This is a genomic window from Pseudomonas sp. GM50 (assembly GCF_000282375.1).
GTDB lineage: Bacteria > Pseudomonadota > Gammaproteobacteria > Pseudomonadales > Pseudomonadaceae > Aquipseudomonas.
Window position 1 is genome coordinate 1 of record NZ_AKJK01000093.1, and the last position, 940, is coordinate 940.

1 protein-coding gene is annotated in these 940 nt (G+C 62.0%); it reads right to left on the reverse strand.

Annotation, left to right across the window (positions count from 1 at the left end; genetic code table 11):
• Positions 1-940 (reverse strand): Ig-like domain-containing protein (locus tag PMI30_RS07965; RefSeq protein ID WP_008012397.1); only part of this gene is annotated, 940 nt, incomplete at both ends.

The following is a 940-nucleotide window of genomic DNA, read 5'->3' on the forward strand; positions in this document are numbered from 1 at the left end:
TGCCGCTGCCGGTGTTGCCGGCGATGTCGGCCACACCGGTATTGTTCAGGGTGATGACGTTGCTCGGGTCACTCACGCCGACGGTTGGCGTGAAGGTCGCGGTCCAGGTAATCCCGCCGTCACTGCTGCTCACCGCAGTCAGGGTGCCATTGGCGATCGTCAGGTCGGCGTTGGTGAATCCGCTCACCGCTTCACTGAACGTGATGGTCACCAGCGAGGTTTCGCCCGCTGCCAGTGTTGTATCCGCCAACACAATCGTGGCGGTCGGACGCACGGTGTCGATGGCGTAGTTGTTGGAATCAGTGGTGCCACTGCCGGCGTTACCCGCCAGATCCGCGATGCCGGTGTTGTCCAGGGTGATCAGGTTGGTCGTGTCATTGATGCTCGCGGAAGGTGTGAAGGTCGCCGTCCAGGTGATACCTCCGTCGCTGCTGCTCACCGCGCTCAATGTGCCGTTGGCGATGGTCAGGTCGGCGTTGGTAAAACCGCTGACCGCTTCACTGAAGGTGATGGTCACCAGCGAGGTTTCGCCGATTCTCAGCGCCGTGTCCGCCACCACGATGGTTGCCGTAGGCCGCACGGTATCGATCGCGTAGTTGTTGGAATCCGTAGTGCCGCTGCCGGCATTGCCCGAAGCGTTTTGCACACCGCTGTTGTCCAGGGTGATCAGGTTGGTCGCGTCGGTAATGCTGACGGTCGGGGTGAAGGTCGCGGTCCAGGTGATGCCGCCGTCACTGCTGCTCACCGCGGTCAACGTACCGTTGGCGATGGTCAGGTCGGCGTTGCTGAAACCGCTGACCGCTTCGCTGAAGGTGATGGTCACCAGTGACGTTTCACCGATTCTCAACGCAGTGTCGGCGACCACGATAGTGGCGGTCGGCAGCACCGTATCGATGGTGTAGTTGCCGGAACTGGTGGTGCCGCTGCCGGTGTTGCCGGC